The sequence below is a fragment of the Plantactinospora sp. A48 genome (genome assembly GCF_055793945.1).
Genome location: NZ_JBTIXF010000048.1, coordinates 1 through 22004 on the forward strand (window position 1 = coordinate 1; position 22004 = coordinate 22004).

At 69.0% G+C, this 22004-nt stretch carries 23 protein-coding genes; 12 read left to right on the top strand and 11 right to left on the bottom strand.

Going from position 1 to position 22004, the window contains the following annotated elements; genetic code table 11:
* Positions 1-889 precede the first annotated feature (889 nt).
* Positions 890-1441 carry a hypothetical protein gene (locus tag ACXN5W_RS21890; RefSeq protein WP_473160213.1) on the top strand — a complete coding sequence of 184 codons (552 nt, stop codon included), beginning with the start codon at positions 890-892 and terminating at the stop codon, positions 1439-1441.
* Positions 1442-1519: 78 nt separating this feature from the next.
* Here the strand turns inward: ACXN5W_RS21890 and ACXN5W_RS21895 are convergent, their stop codons facing one another.
* The 6 genes from ACXN5W_RS21895 to ACXN5W_RS21920 all read right to left on the bottom strand — a co-directional run bounded on the left by ACXN5W_RS21895 (position 1520) and on the right by ACXN5W_RS21920 (position 7523).
* Entirely contained in the window at positions 1520-2236 is a 717-nt protein-coding gene (locus tag ACXN5W_RS21895; protein WP_473160214.1) for a hypothetical protein, read from the bottom strand.
* Positions 2229-2741 (bottom strand): sigma-70 family RNA polymerase sigma factor, encoded by a 513-nt coding sequence (locus ACXN5W_RS21900; RefSeq protein WP_473160215.1) that lies wholly within the window; start codon positions 2739-2741, stop codon positions 2229-2231. The genes ACXN5W_RS21895 and ACXN5W_RS21900 overlap by 8 nt, the downstream gene beginning before the upstream one ends.
* A gap of 14 nt (positions 2742-2755) precedes the next feature.
* Positions 2756-3448 (bottom strand): hypothetical protein, encoded by a 693-nt coding sequence (locus tag ACXN5W_RS21905; RefSeq protein ID WP_473160216.1) that lies wholly within the window; start codon positions 3446-3448, stop codon positions 2756-2758.
* Positions 3449-3618: 170 nt separating this feature from the next.
* Positions 3619-5304, bottom strand: a complete 1686-nt coding sequence (locus ACXN5W_RS21910) for a cellulose binding domain-containing protein (protein WP_473160217.1) — start codon at positions 5302-5304, stop codon at positions 3619-3621.
* A 99-nt stretch (positions 5305-5403) separates the two neighbouring features.
* The gene (locus tag ACXN5W_RS21915) at positions 5404-6582 is read right to left on the bottom strand and encodes a cellulose binding domain-containing protein (RefSeq protein ID WP_473160218.1); all 1179 of its coding nucleotides are present in this window, start codon (positions 6580-6582) and stop codon (positions 5404-5406) included.
* 182 nt (positions 6583-6764) lie between these two features.
* Positions 6765-7523 (bottom strand): SDR family oxidoreductase, encoded by a 759-nt coding sequence (locus tag ACXN5W_RS21920; protein WP_473160219.1) that lies wholly within the window; start codon positions 7521-7523, stop codon positions 6765-6767.
* A gap of 128 nt (positions 7524-7651) precedes the next feature.
* On the opposite strand from ACXN5W_RS21920, the gene ACXN5W_RS21925 reads away from it, so the two are divergent.
* From ACXN5W_RS21925 to ACXN5W_RS21935, 3 genes are all read left to right on the top strand, one after another.
* Positions 7652-8632, top strand: coding sequence for a LysR family transcriptional regulator (locus ACXN5W_RS21925; RefSeq protein WP_473160220.1), 981 nt, complete (start codon positions 7652-7654; stop codon positions 8630-8632).
* 126 nt (positions 8633-8758) lie between these two features.
* The gene (locus ACXN5W_RS21930) at positions 8759-9175 is read left to right on the top strand and encodes an ATP-binding protein (protein WP_473160221.1); all 417 of its coding nucleotides are present in this window, start codon (positions 8759-8761) and stop codon (positions 9173-9175) included.
* A gap of 99 nt (positions 9176-9274) precedes the next feature.
* Positions 9275-10549, top strand: coding sequence for a PP2C family protein-serine/threonine phosphatase (locus ACXN5W_RS21935; RefSeq protein ID WP_473160222.1), 1275 nt, complete (start codon positions 9275-9277; stop codon positions 10547-10549).
* Here ACXN5W_RS21935 and ACXN5W_RS21940 read toward each other — a convergent pair.
* Entirely contained in the window at positions 10519-11208 is a 690-nt protein-coding gene (locus ACXN5W_RS21940) for a helix-turn-helix domain-containing protein (protein ID WP_473160223.1), read from the bottom strand. The two genes, ACXN5W_RS21935 and ACXN5W_RS21940, sit on opposite strands and share 31 nt — an antisense overlap.
* Before the next feature lie 138 nt (positions 11209-11346).
* Here ACXN5W_RS21940 and ACXN5W_RS21945 point away from each other — a divergent pair, with 138 nt between their 5' ends.
* The 3 genes from ACXN5W_RS21945 to ACXN5W_RS21955 are packed head-to-tail and all read left to right on the top strand — an operon-like array spanning position 11347 to position 12631.
* Positions 11347-11994, top strand: coding sequence for a hypothetical protein (locus tag ACXN5W_RS21945; RefSeq protein WP_473160224.1), 648 nt, complete (start codon positions 11347-11349; stop codon positions 11992-11994).
* A gap of 23 nt (positions 11995-12017) precedes the next feature.
* Positions 12018-12326 carry a hypothetical protein gene (locus tag ACXN5W_RS21950; RefSeq protein WP_473160225.1) on the top strand — a complete coding sequence of 103 codons (309 nt, stop codon included), beginning with the start codon at positions 12018-12020 and terminating at the stop codon, positions 12324-12326.
* Positions 12311-12631: a hypothetical protein gene (locus ACXN5W_RS21955; RefSeq protein ID WP_473160226.1), complete on the top strand. Its 321-nt coding sequence runs from the start codon at positions 12311-12313 to the stop codon at positions 12629-12631. The genes ACXN5W_RS21950 and ACXN5W_RS21955 overlap by 16 nt, the downstream gene beginning before the upstream one ends.
* Before the next feature lie 158 nt (positions 12632-12789).
* Here the strand turns inward: ACXN5W_RS21955 and ACXN5W_RS21960 are convergent, their stop codons facing one another.
* Entirely contained in the window at positions 12790-13716 is a 927-nt protein-coding gene (locus tag ACXN5W_RS21960) for an NADP-dependent oxidoreductase (protein WP_473160227.1), read from the bottom strand.
* Positions 13717-13858: 142 nt separating this feature from the next.
* Between ACXN5W_RS21960 and ACXN5W_RS21965 the strand changes: the two genes are divergently transcribed.
* Both ACXN5W_RS21965 and ACXN5W_RS21970 read left to right on the top strand, forming a co-directional pair.
* Entirely contained in the window at positions 13859-14248 is a 390-nt protein-coding gene (locus ACXN5W_RS21965) for a winged helix-turn-helix transcriptional regulator (RefSeq protein WP_473160228.1), read from the top strand.
* A 173-nt stretch (positions 14249-14421) separates the two neighbouring features.
* On the top strand, positions 14422-15090 hold the full coding sequence (locus tag ACXN5W_RS21970) for a cysteine hydrolase family protein (protein WP_473160229.1): 669 nt from the start codon (positions 14422-14424) through the stop codon (positions 15088-15090).
* 201 nt (positions 15091-15291) lie between these two features.
* On the opposite strand, the gene ACXN5W_RS21975 is transcribed toward ACXN5W_RS21970, so the two are convergent.
* Both ACXN5W_RS21975 and ACXN5W_RS21980 read right to left on the bottom strand, forming a co-directional pair.
* On the bottom strand, positions 15292-16440 hold the full coding sequence (locus ACXN5W_RS21975; protein WP_473160230.1) for a hypothetical protein: 1149 nt from the start codon (positions 16438-16440) through the stop codon (positions 15292-15294).
* Positions 16437-17009, bottom strand: coding sequence for an RNA polymerase sigma factor (locus tag ACXN5W_RS21980; RefSeq protein WP_473160231.1), 573 nt, complete (start codon positions 17007-17009; stop codon positions 16437-16439). Before ACXN5W_RS21980 ends, ACXN5W_RS21975 begins: the two co-directional genes overlap by 4 nt.
* Before the next feature lie 556 nt (positions 17010-17565).
* Here ACXN5W_RS21980 and ACXN5W_RS21985 point away from each other — a divergent pair.
* The 3 genes from ACXN5W_RS21985 to ACXN5W_RS21995 all read left to right on the top strand — a co-directional run bounded on the left by ACXN5W_RS21985 (position 17566) and on the right by ACXN5W_RS21995 (position 21713).
* Positions 17566-19149, top strand: coding sequence for a cellulase family glycosylhydrolase (locus ACXN5W_RS21985; protein WP_473160232.1), 1584 nt, complete (start codon positions 17566-17568; stop codon positions 19147-19149).
* 789 nt (positions 19150-19938) lie between these two features.
* Entirely contained in the window at positions 19939-20259 is a 321-nt protein-coding gene (locus tag ACXN5W_RS21990) for a MerR family transcriptional regulator (RefSeq protein ID WP_473160233.1), read from the top strand.
* A 182-nt stretch (positions 20260-20441) separates the two neighbouring features.
* Positions 20442-21713 (top strand): PP2C family protein-serine/threonine phosphatase, encoded by a 1272-nt coding sequence (locus ACXN5W_RS21995; protein ID WP_473160234.1) that lies wholly within the window; start codon positions 20442-20444, stop codon positions 21711-21713.
* 5 nt (positions 21714-21718) lie between these two features.
* On the opposite strand, the gene ACXN5W_RS22000 is transcribed toward ACXN5W_RS21995, so the two are convergent.
* The gene (locus ACXN5W_RS22000; RefSeq protein ID WP_473160235.1) at positions 21719-21853 is read right to left on the bottom strand and encodes a hypothetical protein; all 135 of its coding nucleotides are present in this window, start codon (positions 21851-21853) and stop codon (positions 21719-21721) included.
* Between the last annotated feature and the right edge of the window lie 151 nt (positions 21854-22004).

Genomic DNA, 22004 nt, shown 5'->3' on the forward strand with positions numbered 1-22004 from the left:
GGTACGGCGTTGTGGTGGAGCGGGAACGTCATTCATGTGGGTGTTTCCTCCTTGATGTTTCGGCTGGACCGTCACCGGCCACGACCTGACCTCGACCCGAGTCACCAACCACCAGCCGATGGCCATCCACCTGGCTCGCCCCGGCGGATGACGAGCACTTCGCGTTGCACGCCCGTTGCGTTCTGTCACACGCCCGTTGGGTTCCACCGGATCGGACACCCGACCTGGGCGCGCCGGGTGACAACGTGGCACCCCACCCGACAGCGGGCAGGGTGACACCGCGCTTCTACCAGGTTATATCGAGAAATGTCGATATGCAATATCCGCTGTCGACTGACCGGAAGGGCTCGACTGGCGGATTGGCGGGGCACGCGTGCCGGCCGGGCCGGGACCACCGCCGCGTCCGCACCGCGCTCTCGCACGGGGACCGCACAAGGGAGTGTTACCGCTAACAGCCGCCAGGGCAACCCGGCCGGGTCATCGCGGTACGCCGCGAGCGGCCCGAAGACCACGCTGCTGAAGCCTTCGGGCCTGACGCTCGCCAGCGAGCTCACCAGTCCGCGCTACGACCATTCAACACCCTGACATCCTCGACGCCAGGCCAATCCCGTACGGACTTCGCGCGGACCCGAGACACACGGGTGCCGCCACCGACCGATCGGTTGCGGCACCCGCGATCCGGTTCGGGGATCTGGGTGACGGCCGAGTAGTCGGCGGCCGTCACGACCGGCGACCGACCTGAGCCGGTCCCGGTCCCGGTGGCCGGGGCCGTCGCCGGACAACGCGGCCGGCCGAAGCGACCACCGGCCGGATACCTGGCCCGCCGGTGACGACGGTTCAAGACCGGGGGGCCAGGCATGCGGCACCGCACCGCGGGTAGCCGCCAGGCATGGCGCGGTATACGAAACCCGAGCTCAGAGAACAGCTCAAGGAAGAGATCAAAGCCTCCGACCAGGGTGGGAAGAAGGGCGAGTGGTCGGCCCGCAAGTCCCAACTGCTCACCCAGCGGTACAAGAAGCTCGGAGGCGGCTTCGAGGGTCCCAGGGACGAACGGCAGAAGTCCCTGAAGCGCTGGGGCGAGGAGGACTGGCAGACCAGGACGGGTGACACCCGGGCGCGACAGGACACCGAAACAGCTCGCTACCTGCCCAAACAGGCATGGGAGCAGCTATCTCCCGAACAACGGCGGGCCACCGACGCCAGGAAGCGCAGCCAGTCGAAATCGGGCAGGCAGTACGTCGCCAACACCGGGCCCGCCAGACGCGCCCGCCGAAACACCAGCTCGGCCGCCCAGCTGACCGAGCTTCCGGTGGCCGAGGCGACCAGGCTCGTGCGTACCCTCGACGCGGGCCAGCTCAGGACGGCACTTCGGCGCGAGCGCGACGGCAAGGCCCGCAAGACGCTCATCCAGCGCCTGGAGTCGGAACTCGACCGGCGCTGACCGTCCCGCGTCCAGGACGGATCGGCGCCGGCCGCGCCGGGATCAGAAGCCGCGCTGGGATCAGAAGCCGCACGGGGATCAGAAGCGGATCGTCTGCATGCCGGAGAAGCCACCCGAGGTGTTGATCAGTCCCTGGTCGACGCGCAGGATGCCGTACGCGCCCTCCAGCTCGAACTGCCCGGAGTCGCCAGCCGGCACCACCCGCCAGACCTGGGTGGCGTCGTTGACCGCGCACGGCACCAGCTTCAGCGGTGGCGCCGCAGTGGCGGCCACACACAGGTTGCCGAACGCCTTCGGGACGATCTGCACGCGGTTGGCGGCGGTCGTCGGCGCCGGGTAGAGCACCATCCTGGTCGAGTCGTCCCTGGCGGTGCCGGTGAAGTCGACCGTGCCGTCGTCGCGGAACTGCATCCAGCGGTCGACGCCGTCGTCCGCCACGTCGATCAGCACGCCGGTCCGCAGGTCGATGCCGAACTGTCGTAGCTGGGAGACATCCGAGGCGGCCCTGCCGGTCGGTCGCGGGCCCGGCCTGGCGGTGATGCCCGGGGAAGGGCTCGCCGAGCTGCTGGCGGTGACCGGCGGGTTGACCGGGCGGTCCTGGTTCCCGCCTCGGTTCACCGCGAAGCCCGCACCCAGCGCGATGATCAGGACCACGCCGAACGCAGCCCCGGCGGCCCGGTTCTGGCGCCGCCGTCCGGCCCGGCGCCGGATCTCACCCGCCGGCACGACCGTGGCACCGCGTTCCACCCGGTCGGCGTACGCGCGCAGCCCTTCCTTGAGGTAGTCGTCAGGCATCGCGGTGCTCCCGGCCCGTCTCGTAGGTGTCGCTGTCCGTCAGGTGGGCGGCGAGGGCTCTACGTCCTCGTGCCAGCCACGTTGTGATGGTTCCGGCCGGGATGCCGGTCTCCAGTCCTATCTCGGCGACGCTCAGCCCGACGAGATGGTGCAGCACGATCACCTGGCGCTGGCCGGCGGGAATCCGGCGCAGCGCCCCGACGATCGCCACATGGTCGGGGTTGAGCCCGGCCACGTGGTCGTCGACGGCCCCGCGACGGTGGGCGTGCAGCCGGTTCACCGCCTTGCGCCAGGTGCTCACCGCGTGCCGGTAGGCCACCTGGCGTACCCAGGCCTCGGGGTTGTCGTACTGGCTGATCTTGTGCCACCGGTTCCAGGCGCGCAGATACGCCTCCGCCACGGCGTCCTCCGCCTCCGCCGCGCTGCCCAGCATCATCGAGACGTGGGCCAGCACCCGGCGGGAGGAGGCGGCGTAGAAGGAGTCGAAGTCCTCGGGGTCGCGCATGGAGATGGTTGTCCTCAGCGTGCGTATTCGATGGTCTGCAAGCCTGTGCGCCCCGACCTGCCGGTGGTCAGTCTGCCGTTGTCGACCCGCAGGATGCCGTAGGCACCGCGCAGCTCGAACTGACCCGAGTCACCGGCGGGAACGACCTCCCAGATCTGGGTGGCGCGACCCTTGACGCACGTCTCGAGGCGCAGCGCCGCACCGGACGTGTCCGCGACGCAGTAGCCGGCGCCGACCTCCTCGTTCCAGAACGGCGGCTTGAGCAGCACCCGGTTCCTCTCGGCGACGGGCGCGGCCTTCAACGACATCATCGTCGCGTCGGTGCGGCCGGTGCCGGTGAAGTCGACGGATCCGCCCTTCCCCACCGCCAGGTAGCGGTCGAGGCCGTCGTCCGCAACGTCGATCAGCACGCCCGCGTTGAGGGTGATGCCGAACTTGCGCAGCTGGGACAGGTCGGAGACGGCTGCCTTGCCGGGAGCCGTCGCCGTCCTCGTGACGGCGGGAGTCACGGGGTTCGTCGTGGTGGACGTCGCCGTCGGTGACGGCGTGGCGGCCGGCTCGGCGGACTCGGAGACGGACACTTCGGCCGAGCCGGTGGCCGAGCTGGTGGCCGGGCCACCGGCCGCCGGGCCGCCGCTGGTCCCGGCACATCCGGCCAGCAGGATGGCACCGGTCAGGGTGACAACTCCGAGGGCGATGGAACGCATGTCATTTCCTCCTGGGTGGGGTGTCTTCGACAGACACGCCCTGCCCAGGTAGCCGATTTCGCGCCAGAGATCACGGAAAGGTCACGACATGCGTGCCCCAGGAAGCCCGTTCGCGATGCCCGCGGCGAGGCGCAGGACGGATCCTCCCTCCCACCCCGCCGAGGTCGCCGCTAGCCGGTGGTGCAGGTCGCGCCGTTGAGCGAGAAGCTCGTGGGCGCGGCGTTGCTGGTCGTCCATTTGCCCTGTAGGCCGAGGTAGACGCTGGTACCGGGCATGATCGCGGCGTTCCAGTTGAGGTTGTGGGCGGTGACGGCGGTGCCGGACTGGGTGTAGGTGCCACTCCAGGACGCCGTGATCTGTTGGTCGCCGGGGTAGTTGAAGGTCAGCGTCCAGCCGTTGATGGTGCTCTGGCCGGTGTTCTGGATGGTGACCGCGCCGATGAACCCACCGGGCCACTCGTTCTGGGTCTGGTAGGTCACCTTGCACCCGGCCGCCGGCTGCGGACTGGCACTCACCTCGTTCGTCGCGATCGACAGGTTGCCCGCCGCGTCCCGGGCCCGCACGTAGAAGTGGTTGGGCTGGGGAGTGGTCAGCGGGACCGGGTAGCTGGTGCCCGGCACGGTGGCCAGCAGCGTCGAGATGAACACCCCGTCGAACCGGTAGACGTTGTAGCCGGTCACCCCGACGTTGTCCGTCGCGGGCGTCCATTTCAGGGTGGCTGTCGTGGCGGTCACGCCGCCGACGGTCAGCGTGCCCGGCGTGCCCGGCGGCACCGTGTCCGGGCCGGTGTCCGTGGCCGGGGTCATGATGGTGATCGGGTTCGACGTCGGGGACGGATGGCCCGCGGTGTCCTTGGCGGACACCGTGAACCGGTACTGGGTGGCCGGCTTGAGCGTGATCGTCGCCGTGGTGACGTTCCCGACGTCGACGGACGTACCCAGGTCGTAGAACGCCGGGAAGTACCCGACCGTGTAACCGGCGATGGCACAGCAACCGGGGTTGGCGGCCGTCCAGGTCAGGGTGACCGACGTGGCACCGACCCGGGTCGCGGTCAGGTTCGTCGGCGCGCTCGGCGGAAGGTCGGCGGGAGGCGTCGTGGGCGTGGACCCGTACGCGTCGACCGTGTTGGACGCGATCGACAGGTTGCCCACCGCGTCCCGGGCCCGGACGTAGTACCGGAGGCCCGGACCCGGCCCGGCGGTGGCCGGCGGTGGCACCTGGTACGTCGTGGTCGTCACCGTGCCGAGCAGGGTGGACGTGTACCAGCCGTCGAACCGGTAGACGTTGTAGCCGGTCACCCCCACGTTGTCGGTCGACGGTGACCAGGACAACGTCTCGTCGTGTTTGGTCAGGTTCGTCGGGGTGGTCGGTGGCACGGTGTCCGGGCCGGTGTCCGTGGCCGGGGTCATCACCACGATCTCGTTCGACTCAGACGACCTGTGCCCCACCGAGTCCTTGGCGGACACCGAGATGTGGTACTCGTGGGCCGGTGCGGTGGTGATCGTGGCCGTGGTGACGTTGTCGACCGTCGTGCCGGAGAACACGTCGTTGAACGGCAGGTGGTACGAGACGGTGTAGCCGGTGATGGCGCAGCATCCGGGGGCGGAGGCCGTCCAACTGACGGTGATCGACGTCGAGGTGACCCTGGTGGCGGTGAGGTTCGTCGGCGCGCTCGGCGGGAGCGGGGAAATGGGCGGCGTCGACGGCGGGGCCGTGGTCTCCCCGAGTCTCGACCCGGCGGCGGTGCCGGCCGCGGCGGGTGTGGTGGCCAGACCCACACCCAGCACCGCGACCGGCAGGGCTACGGCGGCCAGAACGGCCGGCCACAGGCGGCGGAACAGCGTGCCCCCGTACACGGGCCGCTCCTCTCTCTCGCGTCAGGCGGTGGCGCAGGGTGCGCCGTTCAGGCGGTGGCGCAGGGTGCGCCGTTCAGGCGGTGGCGCAGGGTGCGCCGTTCAGGCGGTGGCGCAGGGTGCGCCGTTGAGGGTGAAGCTCGTCGGCGCGGCGTTGCTGGTGGTCCAGGTGCCCTGGACGCCGAGCAGGAGGCTCCCACCGGGCGCGATGGTGCCGTTCCAGCTGGCGTTGTGGATCGTGACGGCACTGCCGGACTGGGTGGCCGGACCGCCCCAGCCGGAGCTGACGTGCTGGTCGCCGAGGAAGTTGAAGCTCAGCGTCCACTCGTTGATCGTGGTCGTCGAGGTGTTCGCGAGCGTCACCGTCGCGACGAATCCGCCGGGCCATTCGGACTGGTTGGCATAGGTGACCTTGCACCCCGGGGTGGGCGGCGGGGTCGTCGGCGGGGCGGGGTTCGCGGTGACGATGGTGGACGCCGCGGACAGGTTGCCCGCCGCGTCCCGGGCCCGCACGTAGTACATGTTCATCGACGTCGTGAGCTGCACCGTGTACGTCGTCGACGTGACGGTGGCCAGCGGTGTCGAGATGTACAGGCCGTCGAAGCGGTAGACGGTGTAGCCGCTCACCCCGACGTTGTCGGTCGAGGGCGACCAGTTCAGGGTGATCGTCGTGGGGGTCACGTTCGTCTTGGTCAGCGTGCCCGGCGAGCTCGGCGGCACGGTGTCCGGGCCGGTGTCGGTGGCCGGTGTCACCACGCTTATCGAGTTGGACGACGCGGAGCGGTGCCCCAGGTCGTCGTGGGCGGTGACGGAGAACCGGTACTCGCCGGTCGGCTGGGTTGAGATCGTGGCCGTGGTGACGTTCCCGACGCTCTTGGTGAAGATGATGTCGTTGAACGCCTGGGTGTAGGTGATGTCGTACCCGGTGATGGCGCAGCAGCCCCGGTTCGAGGCCGTCCAGGTCAGGACGATCGACGTCGACTTCACCTGGCTGGCGGTGAGGTTGGTGGGCGCGCTCGGCGGGAACGGCGAAGTGTTCGGCGTTGTCGGCGGCGCGGTCGAGGGCGGGGGCGGGGTGGCGGCGGGCCCGGCGGGCTCCGGCGCGGCCGGCGCCATGGGCGCCGGGGCGAGCGCGGCCGGAGCGACCGCGGGGGAATGAGCGGCGCCGACCGCGGGGGCGGCGCCCAGGCCGAGGCCCAGCGCCGCGACCGGCAGGGCGACGGCGGCCAGGAAGCCTGGCCGGAAGCGACGGAACAACGTTCTCGGGTACGCGCCTGACATGCGCTGACGATGCTTCCAATATAGACGTACGTCAAGGTGTGGTTCGGTTGTTGGGACGAACGAAAGACTGCTGCCGGGTGTATCCACCTATTTCCGGTGAGGCACATCCGTCAATATCGATTACTCGGACATCGGCGCAGGGCGCCAATTTTGGCCAACTGTCCTTTTCCCGTGGTCACGGGTCAGGCCATGCCGCCGTTCACCCGAAGTGTCTGAGCGGTGATCCAGCGCGCCTGCGGGCCGCAGAGGAACGCGACGAGCGGTGCGACATCGTCGACCTCGCCGAGGCGGTTGCCCGCCGCGCGACTCTTCGCCCCGGCGATCGACTCGGGGGTTTCGACCGGAAAGTAGAACGAGGTGTTGAGCGGTCCCGGCGCGACGCAGTTGACCGTGACGCCACGGTCGCCCAACTCTTTCGCGAGGGCCCTGGTCAGGTGCTCGACGGCGCCCTTGCTCGCGGCGTAGACGCCGTAGCAGGGAATGGTGAAGGCGACGATCGAGGTGATGACGTTGATGATCCGACCGCCGTCGCGGATCTGGTTCGCGGCCTGCCGCATGGTCAGGAACGCGGCTCGGGCATTGACGGCGAACGCCCGGTCGAAGTCCTCGTCGCTCGTCTCGGCCAGCGGCTTCTTGATGACCAGGCCGGCGTTGTTGACCACGATGTCCACCCCGCCGAAGGCGTCGACCGTCGAGGCGAAGAGCCGCTCGACGTCCGGCGAGCGGGTCACGTCGGCCTGGACGGCGATCGCTCGGCCGCCGTGCCGGCCCAGTTTCTCGGCCGCGTGCCGGGTCTCCTCCGCCCGCTCCGCACGGTGGTAGTTGAGTACGACATCGGCGCCCCGCATCGCCAGGTCCTCGGCCACCGCGAGACCCAGGTTGGCCGTCGCGCCGGTGATGACGGCGACCTTGCCCGACAGGGTCTGTGCTGATTCGTGCATCGAGGGACGCCTCCACTGGTCGTGTGCGGACGACATCCGCCTGCTGTCGAGTTCATCGGATCAGGATCCGTTCGTCCAACAACTTCCGTATCGACCTCACAACCATCGGTTGTGGTATTAATCAGCTCGTGGATCTCGACCTCGCCAACATTCGCGCGTTCGTCGCGGCGGTTGACAACACGACGATGACGGCCGCCGCGAACAGTTTGTCGATCACCCAACAGGCGATGTCGAAGCGGATGACGAGGCTGGAGACCGTCACGGGGCCGCTGCTCGTACGGACGGTCCGCGGCGTCACCCTGACCGATCGCGGTGAACGGTTCCTGCCCTACGCCCGGCGGCTGCTCGCCACCGCCGACGAGGCCATCACGGTGACGATCGACGGGCCCGGTCCGCCGCTTCGGGTGGACGTCTGGGGACACCCGCACCCACCGCGCCTCCTCGTGCAGCGCTTCGCGCGGTCCCACGACGTCGCCGTGCAGACCAGCATGCGGCGCAACCTCGTCCACGCGCTCCAAGCGCTGCGACGCGACGAACTGGACCTGTCGTTCGGCAACATCGCGAACCTGCCTGATCCACTACCCTCCGACGTTCGCGCCGACCTGGCGTGCTTCACCAGGGGGATGGCCCTGGTGAACTCCGACAGCCCGCTCGCCGACCTGACCGAGTTGCGCCCGGAGCACCTGTCCAGCGTCACCCTGTGGATGCCACTGGCCGGCAGCAGCCCCGAGGTGGTGGCCTTCATGCAGGAGTACGCGCAATCGGTGGACATGCCCCTGCTCGACGCGGGCCTGAACATCGGTGTCGAGTCCGTCATGGAGCGGGTGGCGGCCGATCCCGCGTTCGTCTCGCTGATAGACGACACCTGGCCGCTGCCGGTCAACGCACCACTACGCCGGGTGCCGATCAGTCCCGTGCCGTTGTATCCGTGGTACGCGGTGCGACGCCGGCACGGCCACCCGCAGGCACCCCGACTCGTCACCGCCGTCCACCGGTACGCATCGCAGCGACGCCTGCCGGCCGAGCACTGGCTGCCGGTGGCCGCCCGAAGGTCGCCGACCACACCGGCGGATCCCGCCACGGCTGCCCCGATGCCCGACCGTCGGTGAGGAGGTCCCAACCAGGGAGCCGCCACACCGCGCTGCGCAGGAGCCGCGCAGCTGGTCGGTGGGTTCGTTCCGGTGGCGTCACCGGCCGGGATCTGGGCAAAATATGCGATCGTGACGGGGTGGACGATGCGCAGACCGCCAAGCGTCAACGAGGAACTCGCGCGATGGACCCTCGATTCGGCTCCTGACCTGCACCTGTTGCGCTCAGGGCTGCAAGCGGCCATGGAAGGTCAGGACCTCGCCGGTGGTGACCGGGCAGACCTCGCCGAACGGCTCACCATCGTCGCCACCGAACTGGCCGGCAACGCCTTACGCCACGGCCTGCCGCCCACCGTCGTGAGCCTGCACCGGTCCGACGGCACCCTCGTGGTCGACGTGTTCGACAACGACGCCAGCTCGCCCCCCACCGTTGACGACCAGCGCCCGGCCGGCGAGGGTGGGCTCGGCCTGGTTCTGGCACAGCGCCTCGCCGAGCACGTCGGTTGGTATCCCACTGATACCGGTAAGTCGGTCTGGGCCGCATTCGACACCGCCGCCCGGTGACGATCCTGCCCTGAGCCGCCCGACGGTCAGCCGATGGCGAGCACGCGCACCGTCAGCGGCTGCGGGTCAGGACGACGGACAGCGGATTAGGCTGCCCGTGTGGAACCGCCAAGGGTGTACGGGTCTGACGAGCGGCTGCGCCGGCTGGAGTCTCTGGCCGACGCCGCGCTCTCCCGCCTCGACGTCTCGGACCTGCTCGACGAACTCCTCGACCGGGTCCGTGCTCTGCTCGACACCGACACCGCGGCGATCCTGCTGCTGGATCCGCACACCCGCGAGTTGGTCCCGACGGCGGCGAAAGGTCTCGAGGACGAGCTACGCCACCGGATCAGAATCCCGGTCGGTCAGGGATTCACCGGCCGGATCGCCCGCGACCGTCGGCCCCTCGTCCTGCCCGAGGTGACCCCGCAGGACGTGGTCAGCCCGCTGCTGCTGCGGGCGGGGATCAGCTCGCTGTGCGGGGTGCCCATCCTGGCGGCCGGTGAGGTCATCGGTGTGCTGCACGTCGGCACGCTGCGACCACGGGTGTTCAACGACGATGACATCCACCTGCTCGAGGTCGCCGCCGACCGGGCCAGCATCGCCGGACAGATCCGGTCCCACAAGCTCGAGCAGGCCGCCGCCCTCGCGCTGCAACGCAGCCTGCTCCCGCCGCAACTACCTGCCCTGCCCGGTCTGGCCGCCGCGGCCCGCTACGAACCCGGTCACGGTTTCGGTGTCGGAGGCGACTGGTACGACCTGTTCACCCTGCCCTCGGGCTGGCTCGGCCTGGTCATCGGTGACGTCTCCGGCCACGGCCTGGCCTCCGCCGTCGTCATGGGCCGCATCCGCAGCGCACTGCGCGCCTATGCGCTGGTCTACGACGACCCGGCCGAAGTCCTGACCCTGCTCGACCGCAAGGTCCACCACTTCGAAGCCGGCAGCCTCACCACCGCCCTCTACGCCATGATCAGCCCCGAGCGCAGCACCATCCGCTTCTCCAGCGCGGGCCATCTCCCCCCGCTTCTCGCCCGACCTGGTGAGCCCGCCACGCTGCTCGACATCCCGGTTGACGCCCCGCTGGGCGTCGGCGCCACGCACTGGACCCGACGGTCGACACAGCTGGCCCTGCCCCCGCAGTCGCTGCTGTTCTGCTACACCGACGGCCTCGTCGAACGCCGCGACCAGGTCATCGACGTCGGCATCAAGGCCCTCGCCGAGGTCGTGCAGGCCGACGATCCCGAAACCGTCTGCGGCACCGCCATGACCCTGCTCGGCGGCGACCAGCCGAGCGACGACATCGCGGTACTCGCCCTGCGGCGCCTGCCGGAGTTGTCCGATCCGCCTCCGGCGGTCGGGAACTCCTACACCGGTACGCAGGTGTCGTGCAGGTAGTGCAGCTTCGACTCGTCCACGTACCCGCGTAGCGTCGTACCGCGCACCGTCGCGTGGTATCGGTGCGGGTACCTGTCGTGGGCCAGGCTCGGTACGTCGATCAGGTCGCCGACCTGGACCTTGCCGACCACCGCACCGTCGCCGTCGAGAATCGCCCCGTTCGCCTCGGCCCGGTACTCCCGCACGGCCAGGCAGCCGCTGGACCGGTGGCTCACGAACCAGACGGCCGCGGCGGCGATCAGCGCGGTGACCAACGCGGCGGGGATCAGAAGGGTCTTCCGGCGGAACCACCGACGACCGGCCGGGAAGTGTCCGCCACCGCGTTCCGGATCGTGGCCGCTGTCCCGATGGTGTCCGACCGCGTTCGAGGTGCGTCCGGCGACGTCCGGCGGCGGTTCGGACGGGGTCTCCAGCAGGTGGCGGACCGACGTCCACCGCTTGCGCCAGGCGTCCTCGTCGCCACCGCACACCCGGACCACGGCCAGCGTGACCTCCAGGCTGGGCATCCGGTCGCCCCGGAAGGCGTCGTACAGCGTGCTGCGCGGAACCCCGGACGCCTTGGCCAGTTGCGCGTAGCTGGGCGCACCCGACGCGCAGCGCAGTTCGCGCAGGTCACCGACCAGCTCGGCGACCGTGTCGAGATCGCGCATCTGGGTCATGGGCGAGCCACCACCTGATCGTCGATGTTCGCGTCCAACCGGATGCGTCCGGGTTCATCCGAGAGCCTAGTCGGACGCTGAGCGAGCGGCATATCACTGACTGGTCAGGCAGAACCCGTTTCCAGGAGAGGAGTGGTCATGCGAACAGGCGTCGTGGCTCTGGCTGCCACGGTCGCGCTGCTGGTCGGCAGCGCACCGGCGTACGCCGGTCACGTGCACGGGATCCAGACCGCCAACTCGCCCAGCACCGGCCAGCCGATCGAGGGTGGCGGCAGCTGGATCGCCAACAAGAACAACGGCTACTACCTCGGCCGGGCCACCGTCGGGGCGTCGTTCGACAACGAGTACACCGACGGCGGCAACTGGCACTACGGCCGGGCCATCACCACGGTCAACATGTGTGGCTGGGTCATGCCCGGCTCCATGGGGGCCAGCCGGGGCGACGTCGCCGACAGTTGCTCGACCACCACGCGGGAGCGCATCTCGCACCGGCTCACCTTCGGCCGGGACTTCAACGCCAGGGCGCACGAGGCCGTCACCGGTACCTCGGCGCCGGCCAATCCGAGCTGTCCGTTCTTCTACAACTACTTCTACGGCACCGACTTCGGCAGCAACGGCGGCCACTGGGCCGACCAGGCGCCCGGTACCACGGCGTCCTCGGTCCTGTACCGGTTCACCACTGTCGACGGAGGCGCGGTCGTGGTCCGCGACCCGAACCTGGGCTGGGGGTTCCTCCCGTTCGGCTGCGTGACCCGACCGCACGACCTGTTCAACGACAACGACTGACCCGATCAACAGAAGGAGGAAGCATGTCCCGCAAGACCCTGCTGGGCGCGGCCGCGGTCGTCACGACGACCGTCGCCGTGGTGGCCGGCTCGACCGGACCGGTGCTGGCCGACGTCCCGGACCACCACCACATCACCTGCGACAGCGCATCGTTCTACCGGCACTACTCGGTCGGATCCGGCCCGTTCGACAAGATCCGCACGCTGTACCGGGACAACCAGGTCGGCCACACGTACGGCAGTGGCGAAGGTGAGATCAACGGCTGGATCTACGCCCTGGACTTCGGTCCGAACGACTGGGGCTGGGTGCTGCGCAGTTGCGTGAGCGGCTGAGGGGGTACGAGATGATGAAGCTGTGGCGTAGCGCGGCCGTCGTGGCCGGTGCCGTGACGTTGGGCCTCGGCCTGACCAGCGCGCCAGCGTTCGCGGCCTACGGGCACGACGGGGTCACCGAGGAGATCTGCCATTCCGCCGGGCTGTTCCTGCGGGCTGCGCCCGCGCCGGACGCGGCGGCCAAGGAGCACCTCGAGAACGGCTGGCACTTCCACATCTACTGGCACGCGGACAAGGGCATGGTGTACGGCCACTCGCCCATCCTGAACATGGACGGGTACGTGATCGACGGCTACTTCTGCTGAGACACCGGCACCAGGCGCCGGCCCGGGACCTGTTCCGGGTCGGCGCCCCGCCGTACCTGGCAGTCATCGGCGTCCCGTGCCAGCCGTCCCGCGATCCGGCATGCGCCGGTGGGCGTCGTGGGACCGGGACCGGAGCGGATGGCCGGCACGGCAGACACCTACCGGGTGAGGACGAGCTTCCCGCGGACGTGACCGGACTCGCTGCGCCGGTGTGCCTCGGCGGCCCTCGTGATCGGCATGGTGTCGGCGACATCCACCCGCAGGGTGCCGGCGGCGACGAGGTCCAGCAGGGTCGCGAGGTCGGTACCGGACGGACGCATCGGGAACTCCGTGTACCGCCGGCCCCGCGCGGCGGCGATCTCCGGCGTGACGAGTCGGATCGAGCCCGAACCGCTGATCGAGACGAGAATTCCGTCCGGCCGCAACACGCTCAGCGAGCGCGGCCCGTAGTCACCGCCGATCGGGTCGAGCACGGCGTGCACGTCGCGTACGGCGGTGGCGAAGTCCGTGGTGCGGTAGTCGACGACCTCGTCGGCGCCGAGTTCACGCAGGAAGTCGTGGTTCGCCGCGCGAGCGGTGCCGATCACGTACCCGCCGTGTTGCTTGGCGATCTGCACGGCGAGGTGGCCGACCCCGCCGGCCGCCGCGTGGATCAGGATCCGGTCGCCGGCGCGAATGCCGGCGGCCTCGGTGAGGGCCTGACGGGCGGTCAGCCCGGCGACCGGCAGCCCGGCGGCGGTCACGTGTCGGACGCCGGCCGGTTTGGCCGCGAGGGCGGTGACATCGACCACGGCGTATTCCGCGTACCCGCCGCGCATCGGCACGCCGACGACCTCGTCGCCGGGCCGGACCGCGGTGACGCCCGGACCAACCCGTTCGACCACGCCGGACACCTCCAGCCCGGGTGTCAGCGGCGGCGGCCCATATCCCGGTACGAGACCCGAACGCACCTTCCAGTCGGCCGGGTTGACCCCGCTGGCCACCACCCGAACGAGCACCTGCCCCGGCCCCGGCTCCGGCGTGTCCAGCTCGACCGGTTCCAGCACCTCCGGGCCGCCGAACGTGTGCACGCGGACGACGCGCATCGAGTTCTCCCTTCAGGTCCGGCGGTCAGGAACGCGTCGGCAGACAGTTCCACCCTCCGGGCCACGATCACCAATGTCGACCATGGTGCCGTCGTCTGGTATCTCTTGTAAATTAGGCACCTGTCTGATATCTAGGTACCTCATGGATACCGCTCCGGCGTTCCCGGCGGACTGCCCCAGCCGCACGGTGCTCGAAGTGCTCGCCAACAAATGGGCGCTCTACGTGCTCGCCGCCCTGCGCGACAGGCCGTGCCGGTTCAACGAGCTGCGCCGCGCCCTCGATGGCGTGACGCAGAAGATGCTCACCCAGACGCTCCGCGCGCTGGAACGCGACGGCCTGGTCCGCCGCGAGGTCTATCCCACGGCACCGCTGCGCGTGGAGTACTCCCTGACCGACCTGGGCGTCGGCGCCGGCAAACTGACCTCGGCGATCGGCGACTGGTCGAAGCAGCACGCGCGCGAGATCCTCGCCGCCCGCAGCGACTACGACCAGCGCGCCGACGCGGACCCACAACCCGTCCCGACGCGCTGACGAACAGTCCCGGCCGTTTTCGCCCGCGTACCGCCGACCTTTCGGCTCGGTGCCCGCATGGTCGTTCCGGGCCGCCTCGTTTCTGCCGGGCAGACCCTCAGGCATCCTGATGGGTGGGCGGCTGCCTCATCCCCTGACACGACCCGGGCAACAGCGAGGAAAGGAGGACCCCTGTGCCGACCGACCACACCGCGCCGAACTGGCCCACCGCCGCACTGGTGACCATCGACATGCAGGTCGACTTCGCCGAGGGCGGCGCCAGCCCGATCCCGGGCACCGCGGCGGTCGTCCCTGCCGTACGCCGGCTCGCCGACGGCTTCCGCCAGGCCGGCCGGCCGATAGTGCACGTCGCCCGGCTGTACGTCCCGGGCGGAGCCGACGTGGACCCGCCACGGCGGGCCTTCGTGGAGTCCGGCGGTCGGATCGCCGCACCCGGCACCGTGGGATCGGCCCTGCTGCCGGGCATCGCCGGTGATCCCGAGGCCGCCGAGCCGCTGCGACTCGATGCCGACACCCTGCTCGCCGGCCGGCCTCAGCTGGTGGGCCCCGACGAAATCGTGCTGTTCAAGCCCCGCTGGGGCGCCTTCCACCGCACCGATCTGGAGAATCGCCTCCACGGGGCCGGCGTGGACACGGTGGTGGTGGCCGGCTGCAACCTGCCCAACTGCCCACGGGCGACGCTGTTCGAAGCCAGCGAACGAGACTTCCGCACGGTCGTACCGACCGACGCGATCTCGCAGGTGACGCAGGAGCGGGTGGCTGACCTGGCCGGGATCGGCGTGGTGACGCTCAGTGTCGACGAGATTCTCCAGGGCCTGCTGGCGGTGCCGGTAAGAGCATGATCCGTCCGGTCACGGCGAATCCGCGAGCGTGAAGCCTCGACGGCGGGGTGGTTACGCTTCGTCGGCGGGCCGATGCCGGCTGGCACCCGACAACAGGCCGGCGGTGCGGGCCGCCTGGCAGAGGCGACCCGCACCGTCAGCCGGCACCGGGCACGTGGCGCTGACCCCCGGACAACGCGCCGGTGGCCGGTAGTCGCCCGCCTAGAGGTGGGCCGTGGTCACCCGGGAAGACTTGTAGGTGGTGTAGGCCCGGGGCAGCCCTGGGATGTTGGACACGTCCTTGACCAGCATGCCCGTGTGGGCGTCGATGGTCAGCACCTCGCTGTCAACGCCCCCGAACACCTCGGACCCGGCGGTGATCGTCAGCGTTGCCTTCCCGTCGGTGGTCGACTGCGCGACGCTGACCCCGGAGATCGTGGACAGCAGACGCAGCACGCCCTGCCGTACCAGCGTGTTGCCGTCGCCGGCGGACAGCGCCTCGGTGCTGTACGCCCACAGAGCGTTGTCGAAGTGCTGCTGAACGGCCTGGGAACTGTACGGCTTCGGCTCGGCGGTGCCACCCTTCTGCTTGATGAGTGCCACCCTGGCCGCCTGCTGCCTGTCCCACTCCGCCTTCTGCGCGGCGGGGTCGAGACCGACCAGCGGGTCCTTGGCGGCTTCGAGCATCTGGGTCCGGCCCTCGGCGGGGCTGCTGTCCGCGGCGAGGATGGCCGCCTTCACCAGCGGAGCGTAGCCACCGGAGTTCATCTGGTCCTGGTGCCGGGCGATCGCCCGCTTGACGTCGTTCACGCTGTTGCCCGAGTAGATCTTGTGACTGTCGGTGTACAGCGTGTAGACGACCTGCATGGTCCTGGTGCCCTGGACCTGAGTCGCGATCACCAGCCATCCGTCGCCGGTCGCCGGGACGTTCGTCCTGACGTACCCGGCCAGGGTCAGCAACGGGCCGTCGGCGGAGGACGCGCCGGTGTCGACCGTCCCAACCGCGCCCGCACCGGCGGACCTGGCCACCGTCGGGGCCGTGTCGCCGGTCGACCCCGTGGTGACCATGAGGGCGATGACCGCCGCCGCGGCGGCGACCCCCACCCCGGCGCCGACGCCGAGCCGGCCCGCCGAACTGATCTTCCGACGGCTCCGGACCGCCGGGGTGGAACCACTCACCGGTACGGGTGGCGTTTCCACGGTGGGAGTCGTTTCCATGATCTTGTCCTCCACTGATGTCGCGTCCAGCACGCGCACGGTCCCGGGGTCGGCAATCGCCGCCCGCAGCACCGCCCGCGCCCGCTGGTATGCCTCCGGTCGCAGTGGTTCTGCGCCGCTCAACCCACCGATCAGGTCCAGTTCGTCTGTCATCGGTGTCTCTCCTTCGCGGTGTTGCGGTCGTTCAGCAGCGCGGACACCTCGGGCGCACTGCGCAGCGCCGTCCGCGCCTGGCTCAGCAGCCGGCGGGCGGTACCGGCGGGCATGCCGAGCGTCCGTGCGGCGTCGGCTGCGGTCAGGTCCTCCCAGGCGACGAGCCTGAGCACCTCCCGCTCCTCGGGTTTGAGCCGTTGCAGGGCCGCCCGGAGCAGCACCCGGGTGTCCAGGCCGAGGTCCACCGCCGACCACGGATCCCATTCGGCCGCCAGGCTCGACACGTCCGAGACCAGGTCCTCGGCCGGCCGGGACCGCCAGTGGCGACGCAACCGGTTGAGCGCCACCCCGTACAGCCACGGCCGCGCGTCGTCATACGACCGGTCGTACAACCGCCGTGACTCGAAGGCCGCCACCCAGACCTCGCCGAGCAGGTCCTCGGCAGCGTCGCGTCCGACCCGCCGGGCGAGGTACGCGCCGACCGCGATCTCATGACGCTCGACCACCGTCACGAAGGCGTCGACATCACCGTCCAGCGACCTGCCGATCAACTCCGCATCTGAAGCCATGGCCCTCCTCGGCTCAACTCCGCGCCTCCAACCTGACATTGCCAATCGGTCCGCAAAGTGTTCAGGTGCCGGGGGAAACACAGACGGCCCGTTCGGCCGCGGGCAGGCGCCGCCCCACGTCAACGGCCGGGCCACGGTCACGAACCCTTGTTAGGCCATGCACTGGTGTCTATACTTCGAACACTCCAAATTCATCCCAGAGCAACACGCGGCGTCCGCATCGAAGCGCTTCGCCAACCGACTGTGACGATCACCTGACCCACCGACCACCTCTTCGAGATGGTCGCAGCTGATCGACAGACACCCACCCCAGGCAGGAGGTTTCGCGCTGCGGCAATTCCGGGTTTCCGCCAGCCGGTGGTGCGGCCGCCGACCATGGTCGCGCCAATCGTCACGCTCGGTAATCAGATCCACACTTTCGTCGTTCGAGAAGCGCGCGTCGACCGCGGGTTGGCTCAGCGACGGCGGGGCGTTGTTCCAACACCGCTGAAATGGGAGAGAGAAAATTCCTATGAGTCCAAGAGCACGGAAGGCATGGTTCGCTGCTCTCGCCGTCATGTTGGCGTCTGCCGGATCCGTGGCCAGCGTGATGCACACGGCTTCGGCCGACGCCGTGGTCCAACTGAACGCCTCGCAGCTGGTCGCCGACATGGGCGCCGGCTGGAACCTGGGAAACCAGCTGGAAGCCAACGCCAACGGCGTTCCCAGTGAAACGGCATGGGGCAATCCGGTCATCACCCAGGCCCTCATCGACAAGGTGAAGGCTGCGGGATTCAAGACGATTCGCATCCCGGTTTCCTACCTGGGAAAGATAGGTCCGGGTCCGAACTACACGGTCGACGCCGCCTGGCTGAACAGGATCCAGGAAGTCGTCAACTACGCCTACAACCGGGGCATGTATGTGCTGGTCAACATGCATGGAGACGGTTACAAGACCATCCCCGGATCCTGGTTGATATGCGACTCGTCCAATCAGACCACCATCAAGGACAAGTATCAGAAGGTCTGGCAGCAGGTCGCGACCAAGTTCCAGACCTATAGTGAGCACCTGATCCTCGAATCCATGAACGAGGAATTCGACGGGCAGTACGGCAACCCGACCCAGCCGTGCTATTCGAACATCAACGCCTACAACCAGGTCTTCGTGGACACCGTCCGGAAGACCGGCGGAAACAACAGTTCGAGGTGGCTGCTCGTCCCCGGCTGGAACACCAACATCGACTACACCGTGGGCAACTACGGCTTCGTGCTCCCGACCGACCAGTTCCGGTCCTCCTCCATTCCCAGCAGCGAACAGCGGCTCATGATTTCCGTTCACTACTACGACCCGTGGGACTTCGCCGGGGAGGAGAGCGGAAACATCACCCAGTGGGGGCCGAAGTCGACCAACCCGGCGAAGAAGTCGACCTGGGGCCAGCAGGACTACATGGACGGACAGCTGAAGAAGGTGCACGACACCTTCGTCGCGCGGGGATATCCGGCGTTCGTCGGTGAGTACGGTTCGGTCGACAAGACCTCGGCCGACTCGACGAACAACACGTACCGCGCTGACTTCGCGCGCACGCTGGTGGCCGATGCCAAGAAGTACGGAGTGGCCACCGCCTACTGGGACAACGGCTTCAACGGGCAGTACGGGCTCGGGCTGTTCAACCGAAGCTCTGTCACGGTCACCCAGCAGGGCATCATCGACGCCATCATGAGCTCCATCGGTAACACCACACCGCCCACGAGCGCACCGCCGACCAGCGCACCGCCCACCAGCGCGCCGCCCACGAGCACGCCGCCCACCAGCGCACCGCCCACGAGCACGCCGCCGACCAGCCCGCCGCCGTCGAACGGGCGGGGCTGCACGGCGTCGTACACGGTGACGGGTCAGTGGCAGGGCGGTTTCCAGGCCGAGGTACGGGTGACGGCCGGAGGTTCCGCGATCAGCGGTTGGACGGTGACCTGGACGTACGCCAACGGGCAGCAGGTGACGCAGGCATGGAACGCGTCCGTTACCTCCAGCGGCTCGGCCGTGACCGCCCGCAACGTCAGCTACAACGGTTCGATCGCCGCCGGTGGCAGCGCGACCTTCGGCTTCCTGGGGTCGTCGAACTCCACGAACAGCACGCCTTCGTTGTCCTGCGCGGCCAGCTGAACCAGACCGAGGGCTGACGGGCCGGGCGCCTCCAGCGCCCGGCCCGACGCTCCATCGTTACCGGATCACTCTTGAGGCTCGGACGCCGGAACCCGCTTCGCACCCGGCATCGACGCTGCGACACGTACGCGCCACGCTACGGCCGCCCTCAAGTCCGAGGCAACGACCCAGAAAATCTAGTCTCCAAGAACTAGACATCCTCATCGCGGTCGGGTAAGCTTCTTCCCGTTGACAGCAAAGATCGTGTGAACACGCCGACGAATCAGACCGAGCGTCAAGCAGGGCCTGGAACATCGTGAACATCGGGGCTCGCTCGGCACCGGCGGTGGAAGTGCATCACCGCACAGCAGGACCAGGTACGTGCACGGCAAGACCCTGACGTAACTCCAGGTCAGGGGATGCCAGGCGGGGACGGTGAAGTTTCACGTCCCGGCCTGGCACAGAGAACATCCGCCGTACGTGTGTGGGGCCATGGAGTTCGTGTGGGGCTCCGACACCGGCAGATGGCAAGACGGCACCACAGGTTGATGGAAGCAGAGGAAAGGGAGGGCTGAACACCTTGGATCGCCCGCCGTCAGGACGTCGTTTCAGTTCTGAGGCGGACACCGCAGGTTCCATCGAACGAGAGGTGGTCTCCGGTCACGCTTACGCGATCCCCGCGCCGCATGCTGCCGCTGGCAGCCGGTGTGGATACGACAAACCGATGTTCTTTTCGGTAGATGGTGTTTGACCCGTAAACCCTGGGCCCCGGCGCTGGAAAGCGCCGGGGCCCTCGTCACGGAGGTGTACATGGCCCAACCCGACGACATGTTCGGCGACGACGACTACCCCGCCTACACGATGGGCCGCGCCGCGGAGATCACCGGCGCCTCGCAGGACTTCCTGCGCCGGCTCGACGAGGCGAAACTGATCACTCCGTTCCGGTCCGCTGGCGGACACCGCCGCTACTCCCGCTACCAGTTGCGTCTGGCCGCCCGAGCCCGGGAGATGGTCGATCACGGCACCGCCCTGGAAGCCGCCTGCCGCATCATCATCCTCGAAGACCAACTCGAGGAAGCCCTCCAGCACAACCGAAACCTCCAGCGCGGGCAGCAAACCGACGTCGCCTGATCCCCACCCCGCACGGTCCTCCCCAGCAGGAGAGGGACCGTTCACGACGTTTCGGTGGGGCTACGTTGCGGGCGGGCTTCGCGAACAGGGTCGCCAGCGGTGCTTCTCCGTGATCGAAGAGGGCCGGACGGTGGGATGACGCAGTTCCTGCCGGCAGGTGATTCAGGTCTAGGCTGCGCCGCGTGACCAAGGACGACATGAGCGGCGTGGATCTCAACGATGCGCTGCTCGCGGTGGAGAAAGCCGCCCCGGTCGACGCTGTGCAGGCGGTGACCCGCAGCATCGGGGTGAGCCTCGACGCGTCCTGGGTGTCGTTCCTGGTGGCGGACATGAGTGGCCGTGCCCTCGTGCGTCTGGTCCACGTCCCGATCGGTGCCGTGGCCGGCGGCCGTCGGCAGGACGAAGACGTCGCGATGGTGCTGCCCTTCGACGGTGGCCCGCAGGAGCAGGCCCTGCGCGCTCAGCGGGTACTGGTCGAGTACGTCGACGGGCAGCATGTGGTACGCGCGCCGGTCACCCAACGGGGCGAGGCCATCGGGCTGTTGGAGATCGCGCTGTCGGCCGCACCGACCGACTCGGTCGTGCAGCGGGTGTCGCGGACCGCGCACACGTTGGCATTCGTGGTGATCGCCAACCGTCGCCACACCGACCTGTTCGAGTGGGGCCAACGAACGAGTCCGTTCACCCTCGCCGCGGAAATCCAACGGCGGCTGCTTCCCCCATCGTTCACCTGCGAGGCCGACTCGTTCACCCTGGCCGCATGGCTGGAACCCGCAGCCAGCATCGGCGGTGACACCTTCGACTACAGCCTGGCCCGTGACCTGCTGCACCTCAGTATCACTGACGCGGTGGGCCACGGGGTGCACAGCGCGCTGACCGCGACCCTGTGTGTCGGCGCCCTGCGCAACGCCCGCCGCCGCGGCGCCACCCTGCTCGAACAGGCACAGGCCGCGGACGACGCGCTCTCCGACAACGCCGCCACTGGGTCACCTTTCGCCACCGGGCTCATCGGCCGTCTCGACCTGGCCACCGGGATCCTCCAGGTCGTCAACGCGGGGCACCCCACACCGCTGCTCATCCGCGGTGGAACCACGCAAACCGTGGAACTGCCCGCCAACCGGCCCTTCGGAGTACTGCGCCACCGGCCCTACCAAGTTGCCCACATCGGGCTGCGACCCGGCGACCGCCTGGTACTGCTGACCGACGGCATGCTGGAACGCGGCGCCGCAGCCCTGGACCTGTCCACACGACTACAACCCCTGAGCGGCCTGCACCCCCGGGAGGTCGTCCGCGTCCTGGCGGACCTCGTCCTGGACGTCGCCGGGCCCGTCCTACCCGACGACGCGTGCCTGCTGATCCTCGACTGGCACGGCGGACACGGCACCACCCGCCACACCACAGCCGGCGCCGAACCCGACCGAGCCAGCCGAGCCAGCCGAGCCCACCGCGGATAAGATGTTCAGTGGCCGGTAGGCGGGATGTTCGAGCTGTGGCCTTTTTGCTCGTCGCTCTTCAGGCGCTTTGCTGTCTGCTTTTCCTTCGTCGTCTTGCCCTTTTTCTTGACGTTGGCCTTGGCCGTTGAGTCCTTCGACATGATCGAACCTCCCTGAACGGGTCGGTGGGCGTACGGCGTCACGCTCGCCTGACGGCGTGCTGGGGCTGGAGAAGGCCACTCGGCGTTCGCCGGATCCGTGCGCCCTGCTGACCCTACGCCCCTTTACCCGCTCCAGCGGTGACCGGCAAGG

What these genes read in the sequence shown, in the direction of transcription:
- ACXN5W_RS21950 (WP_473160225.1), top strand. Translation starts at nt 12,018, where the DNA reads ATGTCCCGCAAGACCCTGCTGGGCGCGGCCGCGGTCGTCACGACGACC.
- ACXN5W_RS21895 (WP_473160214.1), bottom strand. Translation starts at nt 2,236, where the DNA reads ATGCCTGACGACTACCTCAAGGAAGGGCTGCGCGCGTACGCCGACCGG.
- ACXN5W_RS21905 (WP_473160216.1), bottom strand. Translation starts at nt 3,448, where the DNA reads ATGCGTTCCATCGCCCTCGGAGTTGTCACCCTGACCGGTGCCATCCTG.
- ACXN5W_RS21975 (WP_473160230.1), bottom strand. Translation starts at nt 16,440, where the DNA reads ATGACAGACGAACTGGACCTGATCGGTGGGTTGAGCGGCGCAGAACCA.
- ACXN5W_RS21985 (WP_473160232.1), top strand. Translation starts at nt 17,566, where the DNA reads ATGTTGGCGTCTGCCGGATCCGTGGCCAGCGTGATGCACACGGCTTCG.
- ACXN5W_RS21930 (WP_473160221.1), top strand. Translation starts at nt 8,759, where the DNA reads ATGCGCAGACCGCCAAGCGTCAACGAGGAACTCGCGCGATGGACCCTC.
- ACXN5W_RS21980 (WP_473160231.1), bottom strand. Translation starts at nt 17,009, where the DNA reads ATGGCTTCAGATGCGGAGTTGATCGGCAGGTCGCTGGACGGTGATGTC.
- ACXN5W_RS21945 (WP_473160224.1), top strand. Translation starts at nt 11,347, where the DNA reads ATGCGAACAGGCGTCGTGGCTCTGGCTGCCACGGTCGCGCTGCTGGTC.
- ACXN5W_RS21900 (WP_473160215.1), bottom strand. Translation starts at nt 2,741, where the DNA reads ATGCGCGACCCCGAGGACTTCGACTCCTTCTACGCCGCCTCCTCCCGC.
- ACXN5W_RS21915 (WP_473160218.1), bottom strand. Translation starts at nt 6,582, where the DNA reads ATGTCAGGCGCGTACCCGAGAACGTTGTTCCGTCGCTTCCGGCCAGGC.
- ACXN5W_RS22000 (WP_473160235.1), bottom strand. Translation starts at nt 21,853, where the DNA reads ATGTCGAAGGACTCAACGGCCAAGGCCAACGTCAAGAAAAAGGGCAAG.
- ACXN5W_RS21960 (WP_473160227.1), bottom strand. Translation starts at nt 13,716, where the DNA reads ATGCGCGTCGTCCGCGTGCACACGTTCGGCGGCCCGGAGGTGCTGGAA.
- ACXN5W_RS21890 (WP_473160213.1), top strand. Translation starts at nt 890, where the DNA reads ATGGCGCGGTATACGAAACCCGAGCTCAGAGAACAGCTCAAGGAAGAG.
- ACXN5W_RS21940 (WP_473160223.1), bottom strand. Translation starts at nt 11,208, where the DNA reads ATGACCCAGATGCGCGATCTCGACACGGTCGCCGAGCTGGTCGGTGAC.
- ACXN5W_RS21990 (WP_473160233.1), top strand. Translation starts at nt 19,939, where the DNA reads ATGGCCCAACCCGACGACATGTTCGGCGACGACGACTACCCCGCCTAC.
- ACXN5W_RS21920 (WP_473160219.1), bottom strand. Translation starts at nt 7,523, where the DNA reads ATGCACGAATCAGCACAGACCCTGTCGGGCAAGGTCGCCGTCATCACC.
- ACXN5W_RS21965 (WP_473160228.1), top strand. Translation starts at nt 13,859, where the DNA reads ATGGATACCGCTCCGGCGTTCCCGGCGGACTGCCCCAGCCGCACGGTG.